Here is a 6364-nt window from a genome sequence, read left to right on the forward strand (position 1 = left end):
ATCCCTGATGAGCTGCCTACGCCGCCTGCCGCACAAGGTCCTCCAAGCGGTCGTAGGAGACCTGCATCCCGGTCTCCATCCCGCTCTCCAGAATGGCGTCGCGCACCTCGCGGCTGGTGTGGGTGGCCAGCAGCTTCATGGTGGTGACGCCGCCGACCTCCTCGAGCGTCATGTCCAGCACCGGGGCGTCGCCTCGCCCCGCCCACTCCCCCAGCGCGTCCCACTCCGCGGGCGAGATCTCTTGCGGCTTCGTGTCGGGGACACCCTCGTAGATCTCGGTGTTCACCAGGCGCCGCGGCGCGTCGATCTCGAGGTACTCGCCGTGAAAGCCCACCTCCATCACTTGGTCGCGAACGACGAAACGCCAGCGGCCGCCCACCCGCAGATCGATCTCGCAGACGAGCCATTCGGCGCTCTCGAAGCCCCACCAGCGCTTCACCAGCTCCGGCGTGGTGAACGCCTTGAAGACGAGCGCGGCCGGCGCGTCGAACAGGCGGGTCACCAGGTACTGGGTGTCCGAGGGCAGGGTGATGACGGCGGAGCCGTGGCGGTTGGGGACGGCGGTGGCGCTCATGGTTCTTTCTCCCTGGATTGGAGTTCGGCGAGCAGGTCGTCGAGCCGGTCGAGCCGCGTGTTCCAGGTGCGCTCGAAGGTGCGGACCCAGTCGTGGATGGGCTTCAGCGCCGGCCCGTTCACGCGGTACCAGTGGTGCCGGCCCTCCACGCGGACGAGCACGAGCCCCACGGCCCGCAGCACGGCGAGGTGCTTGGACACCTGCGGCTGGCTCATGCGGAGCCGGTCGACCAGCTCGCCGACCGTTGCCTCCCCGGTGCCCAGCGCATCGAGGAGCTCGCGTCGGCTCGCTTCGGCGACGGCGTTGAACGCGTCGGCTGTTGTGGGTCTGCGAGCCATGGCTGAAACATATGCTGATATGGGAATGTGTCAAGTCCGCCCGTTGTAGACGACGCTCGTCCGCATGAGATCGCCCTCCGATGGACGTGACCCATCGGAGGGCGATCGTACTTCCTTCGGCCGGCGCCTGGGCGGATCGGTCGACAGGGTTCGCGCGGCGCCTCGCTGGATGGCCAGGGCTGGGCCGTGCGTAGAGACGTGCCCCTCGCGAACGCCCCCTCCGGGCTCGCGGAGCTCGCCCACCTCCCCCAAAAAACCCTGGGGGAGGTTGGACGCGGGCGACCTTCATCCTGCAGGGTGCGCGCAGCGCCGGGTGACTCAGGGAATCAACGCCTTCTGATCCGCGTCAGCTGCCGGACTTCGGCTTGGGCGTGGTGTCCGGCGTGGCCACGGTTTCCGTGCCCGTCTCGGGATCGTACTCGAAGCGGTCGTACTCGATGCCGCCCGTGCTGCCGTTCCCGTACCCGGCCTGCACGGAGTCCGTCGTCGTCGTGGAGCCGCCCGTGCTCGATTCGCCCGTCGTGGAGCCACCCGTCGTCGTGCCGGGGGTGGGGGCCGTCAGCCGCGACGGGCCGGGCGCGGTGGGCAGCAGGCCGGGCTCAGAATCCGTCGTGGTGTCGGGGCAGACGACGTAGTCCGTCCCGGTGTGGGGCTCGTAGTCAAAGTCCAGCGGCAGGCACGGTCCGCTGCCGTATCCACCTATGATGGAGTCCGTGCCCGTGGTATCTGCCGCGGCCGTGAAGAACGGGTGGACGGATGACGAGCCGGCGGTCGTGGGGCCCGCGGGCGACGCGGCGTCGCCGGAGCAGGCGGCGGCGAGGAGCACCACCGCGGCCGCGGACGCGAGCAGGATGGGGCGGGGTGTGCGCATGGAGTCCTCCGGGAACCGCTGGAGAATGGGCCGCCGACGCTGGAGACGGACGCGGCAGCGGACGAGAATGGTCGGTAACTGTAACAGTCTCAGCGTCGACAGATCCACACAAGCCCACCGCTGTCCACCGTATCCGCCCCTGATCCCCACGCGCCGGGAGCGCACGAGTGCTCGCGAGGAATGGCACGGATGGGGCGTGGAGGGGCCGCGCGTTGCACCCCTTGCCGACGTGGTTAGATTCCCCGGCTTCGATCCACCGCAACGGCTTCCCCGGGGAGCCCTTCCCGTTCCAGGCGAGCAACGAGCATGGCGGACCAGTTCAAGAACTTCATCGGCGGCGCGTGGGTTGAGCCGTCGAACGGCCAATACTTCGAGAACCGCAACCCGGCGAAGCAGTCCGACCTCATCGGCCTGTTTCCGCGCAGCACGCGCGAGGACGTGGACCGCGCCGTGGCCGCCGCGCAGGCCGCGTTCCCCGAGTGGAGCCGCACGCCGGCGCCCGCCCGCGGCGACATCCTGCGCCGCGTGGGCGACCTGCTCACGGAGCGCAAGGACGAGATCGCCCGGGCCGCCACGCGCGAGATGGGCAAGGTGCTCACGGAAACGCGCGGCGACCTGCAGGAGGGCATCGACACGGCGTACTACGCCGGCGTGGAGGGCCGCCGCCTGTTCGGCAAGACGGTGCCGTCGGAGCTGCGCAACAAGTGGGCGATGAGCGTGCGCCGCCCCATCGGCGTGGCGGGCCTCATCACCCCGTTCAACTTCCCGCTGGCCATCCCCACGTGGAAGATGTTCCCCGCGCTGGTGTGCGGGAACACGGTGGTGATCAAGCCGGCCGAGGACACGCCGCACACCGTCAGCCTCCTCGTGGAGATCCTGGAAGAGGCGGGGATCCCCAAGGGCGTCGTGAACCTGGTGCACGGCCTGGGCGAGGAAGTGGGCGCGGCCATGGTGGACCACCCCGGCATCCCGCTCATCTCCTTTACGGGATCGACGGAGACGGGGTCGCTCATCGGCGCGGCGTGCGGGCGCAGCCACAAGCGCCTGTCGCTGGAGATGGGCGGCAAGAACGCGCAGATCGTGATGTCGGACGCGGACCTGGACCTGGCGCTGGACGGCGTGCTGTGGGGCGCGTTTGGCACCACGGGGCAGCGCTGCACGGCCACCAGCCGCCTGCTGCTGCAGGACGAGATCCACGACGAGTTCGTGCAGCGGCTCATCGACCGCGCCGGCAAGCTCACGCTGGGCTACGGCCTGGACGACGGCGTGGACGTGGGCCCGCTCATCCACGCGGCGTCGCTGGCCAAGGTGGAGGAGTACATCGAGGTGGGGAAGCGCGAGGGCACGCTGGCCCTGGGCGGCTCGCGCGCCACGGGCGAGGGGCTGGACGACGGCTTCTTCTTCCAGCCGACCATCTTCACGGACATCAAGCCGGGCTCGCGCATGGCCACGGAGGAGATCTTCGGGCCGGTGCTCTCCGTGATCCGCTTCAAGGACCTGGACGAGGCCATCCGGATCAACAACGAGGTCAAGTACGGCCTGAGCTCGTCCATCTACACGCGCGACAACGTGGCGAGCTTCCGAGCGTTCCAGGACCTGGACAACGGCATCACCTACGTCAACGCGCCCACCATCGGCGCCGAGGCGCACCTGCCGTTTGGCGGCGTGAAGCAGACGGGCAACGGCCACCGCGAGGGCGGCTGGGAAGTGTACGAGTTCTACTCGGAGACCAAGGTCTGCTACCTGGACTACAGCGGCAAGCTGCAGCGCGCGCAGATCGACAACTACGCGGGCGCGCCGTACTGAAACTGCAGGGAATAGGGAACAGGGAATAGGGAATAGCCGGCAACGGCATTCCCGATTTCCTCCGGTCCCCGCTCCTGGCCAGGGAGCGGGGACTGCTTGTATCCGCACGAATCTCATCCACCGCCTTCCTTCCGCCGCTTCCGCAGATGACCCGCAGCCACGCTCCCCACGGGGGACGTCGGTTCCTCCCCGCCTTTGCCCTGCTCTCGCTTCTTGCCGTCGGGACCGGATGCGTGATCGCGGCCGCCCACGACGTGCCCACCGGCTCGTGGGCGCGCAACCCGGTCGCGTGGCTCGTGGGCGCGCTGGCCGCGTGGGCCATCGCCGCGCGGACCGGCGCCCCGCGCGTGGTCCTGCTGATGGCGCCCGTCGCGCTGGCCGGCACGCTGCTGAACGCCCCGCAGGACGGCGTGCACCGGTGGATCGACGTCGGCCCGCTGCACGTGAACGCGGCCTTCGTCCTGCTTCCGGCGGCCATCGTCGCCCTCGCGGTGTTCGCGGAACGGCGCTGGAGCTGGATCGCGGCGGCCGTCGCGCTCGTGCTGCTCGTCGTGCAGCCGGACGCGTCGCAGGCGACGGCGCTGGGCGCGGCGATGCTCGTGGTCCTCGCGTCGCTGCGCGCGTCGGCGGCGGTCCGGGCGGGCGGGGCGGCGGCCGTCGTGCTCGCGATCGTGGGGGCGTGGATGCGGCCGGATCCGCTCGCACCCGTGCCGGAGGTGGAGGAGATCATCGGCCTGGCGTGGGGCTGGACGCCCGCGGCGGCGATCGCGGCGGTCGCGCTCCTGGGCGCCACGGCGCTCGTTCCGCTGCGGATGGCGACGGCGGACGGGCCGCGGACGCGCATGGCGGCGATGGCGCTCGCCACGTACTGCGCCGTCGTGTCGCTGGCGCCCGTGCTCGGCGCGTTCCCCGTACCGCTCGTGGGGATGGGGATGAGCGCGATCCTCGGCTTCTGGCTGGGCGCCGGCGCGCTGGCCGCCGCGGCCCGGCCCGGCGGCAACGAACGCGCGAGCTAACGCGCGATCCCGGAAGGCGCGAGCCGTCCTTCGCGCGCTGATCCGTCCCGCGAACAACCCGTCCCCCGAAGTTGGGGGAGGGGTTGACCCCGTTGCGAGGAACGAGCAAAAGGTGGTCGGGGGAGAGGGCCTCCCGTCGCGCAGCGACGGGATTCGGCTGAACGCTTCCTGCCGCTCGCGGCTCGTCGCTCCTTCCTGGCCACTCGCCGGACCTCCTTCCTCGCCGCCCCCAGCCATCGACGGTGCGCGCGGGCCCCCGCATCCGCGCACGAAAGTTGCCCCGGTGGTTAATACCACGCCATGCGAAGGTCTTCCGCGCTTGCCGCACCGGCGGCGCAGGGGTAGCTTTCGCAACCGGTTGCACCCTCTCACGCACCCGCCACCCCCGGTCGCCGGATGCCCCCTCGCGATCCCCGCGAAGCCGAGCCCGACTCCATCGATCGTGCCCGGGACTCGTTCCCGTCCATTCCCATTCCCGGCATGCCCGGCACCATCGTGCGCATGCCCGAAGAAACTGCCGTCGTCGAGCAGCTGCTGGAGGACCTGGGCGAGGAAACGCAGCCCAAGTCGCTCAAGTACGGCTCGTCGCTGCGCGGGCGCGCCGCCATCGTCACGGGCGGCGCCACGGGGATCGGCCGGGCCATTGCCCTGGAGCTGGCGCGCAACGGCGCGCACGTGGCGTTCAACTACTTCAGCTACGACGGCGGCGGCGAGATGCACGCCGAGGCCGAGGACACGGCCCGCGAGATCCGCCAGCTGGAGGTGAAGGTGCGCTGCGAGGAGTGCGACGTGCGCGACGCCGCGGCCGTGGAGCGCTTTGTCCGCAACACGCAGGACGAGTTCGGCGCCCTGCACATCCTCGTCAACAACGCAGGCATCGCCCGCGACCGCGCCATATGGCGCCTGTCGGACGAGCAGTGGCGCTCCGTGCTGGACACGAACCTCACGGGCGCGTTTCACATGATCCGCGCCCTGGCGCCCATGTTCCGGCGCCAGCACGACGGCAAGATCGTGAACGTGTCGTCGGTGCACGGCATCCGCAGCGAGTTTGGCCTGGCCAACTACAGCGCGTCCAAGGCGGGGCTCCTGGGCCTGACGCGCAGCGCCGCGCTGGAGCTGGGTCCCAGCAACGTGAACGTGAACGCGGTGGCGCCGGGGTACATCCGCACCACCCGGCTGACGAGCGGCGTGCCGGCGGAGATCCTGGACACGGCCCGCGAGCGCGCCGTGCTGGGCCGGCTGGGTGACCCGCAGGACGTGGCCAACGTGGTGGTCTTTCTGTGCTCCGAGTACGCGCGCCACATCACCGGCGCCGTCATTCCCGTGGACGGGGGACACCTCCTTTGATGCAGGGCTCCACGCATTCCCCCCGCCGCGCGTTTGCCCGGCGGCTGGCCGCGCTTGCCTGCGCGCTGCTGCCCGTGCTGGCGGTCGCGTGCGGGGGCGGCAAGGCGAAGTCCGCTCCCGGGCAGCCGGCGCCGGCCGTCTCGGTGGCGCCCATGGACCTGGGCGGGCAGCGCGTGCTCATCCTCCCCGTGCAGGCGTCGAGCGGTCTGCAGTTCAACCGCGAGGACGTGACGGGCGAGCTCGTCTTCGCGCTCCGCGAGCGGGACACGCGCACGCAGTGGATCGACCCCGCGCGGCTGCGGCGGTCGCTGGCGGCGTCGCCCACGTTCGCGCCGGACCCGGCGGCGCTGCCCAACGACCGGTACGAGATGTACGGCCAGCGGCGCATCCAGGGCGGGCTGGCGGATGCCGT

At 70.9% G+C, this 6364-nt stretch carries 7 protein-coding genes; 4 read left to right on the forward strand and 3 right to left on the reverse strand.

Translation table 11 applies throughout. From position 1 onward, the window contains the following. Positions 1–16: 16 nt before the first annotated feature. From VFZ20_RS21260 to VFZ20_RS21270, 3 genes are all read right to left on the reverse strand, one after another. Positions 17–574, reverse strand: coding sequence for an SRPBCC family protein (locus tag VFZ20_RS21260; protein WP_329685955.1), 558 nt, complete (start codon positions 572–574; stop codon positions 17–19). After that, a complete protein-coding gene (locus VFZ20_RS21265) occupies positions 571–912 on the reverse strand; it encodes a metalloregulator ArsR/SmtB family transcription factor (RefSeq protein WP_329685956.1) in 342 nt (113 codons plus the stop codon). Before VFZ20_RS21265 ends, VFZ20_RS21260 begins: the two co-directional genes overlap by 4 nt. 346 nt (positions 913–1258) lie before the next feature. Continuing rightward, complete coding sequence (locus VFZ20_RS21270; protein WP_329685957.1) at positions 1259–1783, reverse strand: hypothetical protein; 525 nt, start codon at positions 1781–1783, stop codon at positions 1259–1261. Between the two features lie 306 nt (positions 1784–2089). Between VFZ20_RS21270 and VFZ20_RS21275 the strand changes: the two genes are divergently transcribed. The 4 genes from VFZ20_RS21275 to VFZ20_RS21290 form a co-directional block, all read left to right on the forward strand. Then, positions 2090–3589, forward strand: a complete 1500-nt coding sequence (locus tag VFZ20_RS21275; protein WP_329685958.1) for an aldehyde dehydrogenase family protein — start codon at positions 2090–2092, stop codon at positions 3587–3589. Between the two features lie 146 nt (positions 3590–3735). Continuing rightward, positions 3736–4605: a hypothetical protein gene (locus tag VFZ20_RS21280; protein WP_329685959.1), complete on the forward strand. Its 870-nt coding sequence runs from the start codon at positions 3736–3738 to the stop codon at positions 4603–4605. A 480-nt stretch (positions 4606–5085) separates the two neighbouring features. Beyond that, a complete protein-coding gene (locus VFZ20_RS21285; protein WP_329685960.1) occupies positions 5086–5952 on the forward strand; it encodes an SDR family NAD(P)-dependent oxidoreductase in 867 nt (288 codons plus the stop codon). Next, the coding region (locus tag VFZ20_RS21290; RefSeq protein WP_329685961.1) for a hypothetical protein at positions 5952–6364 on the forward strand (413 nt) is incomplete at its 3' end. The genes VFZ20_RS21285 and VFZ20_RS21290, both read left to right, overlap by 1 nt.

This window comes from Longimicrobium sp. (assembly GCF_036280135.1).
Lineage (GTDB): Bacteria > Gemmatimonadota > Gemmatimonadetes > Longimicrobiales > Longimicrobiaceae > Longimicrobium.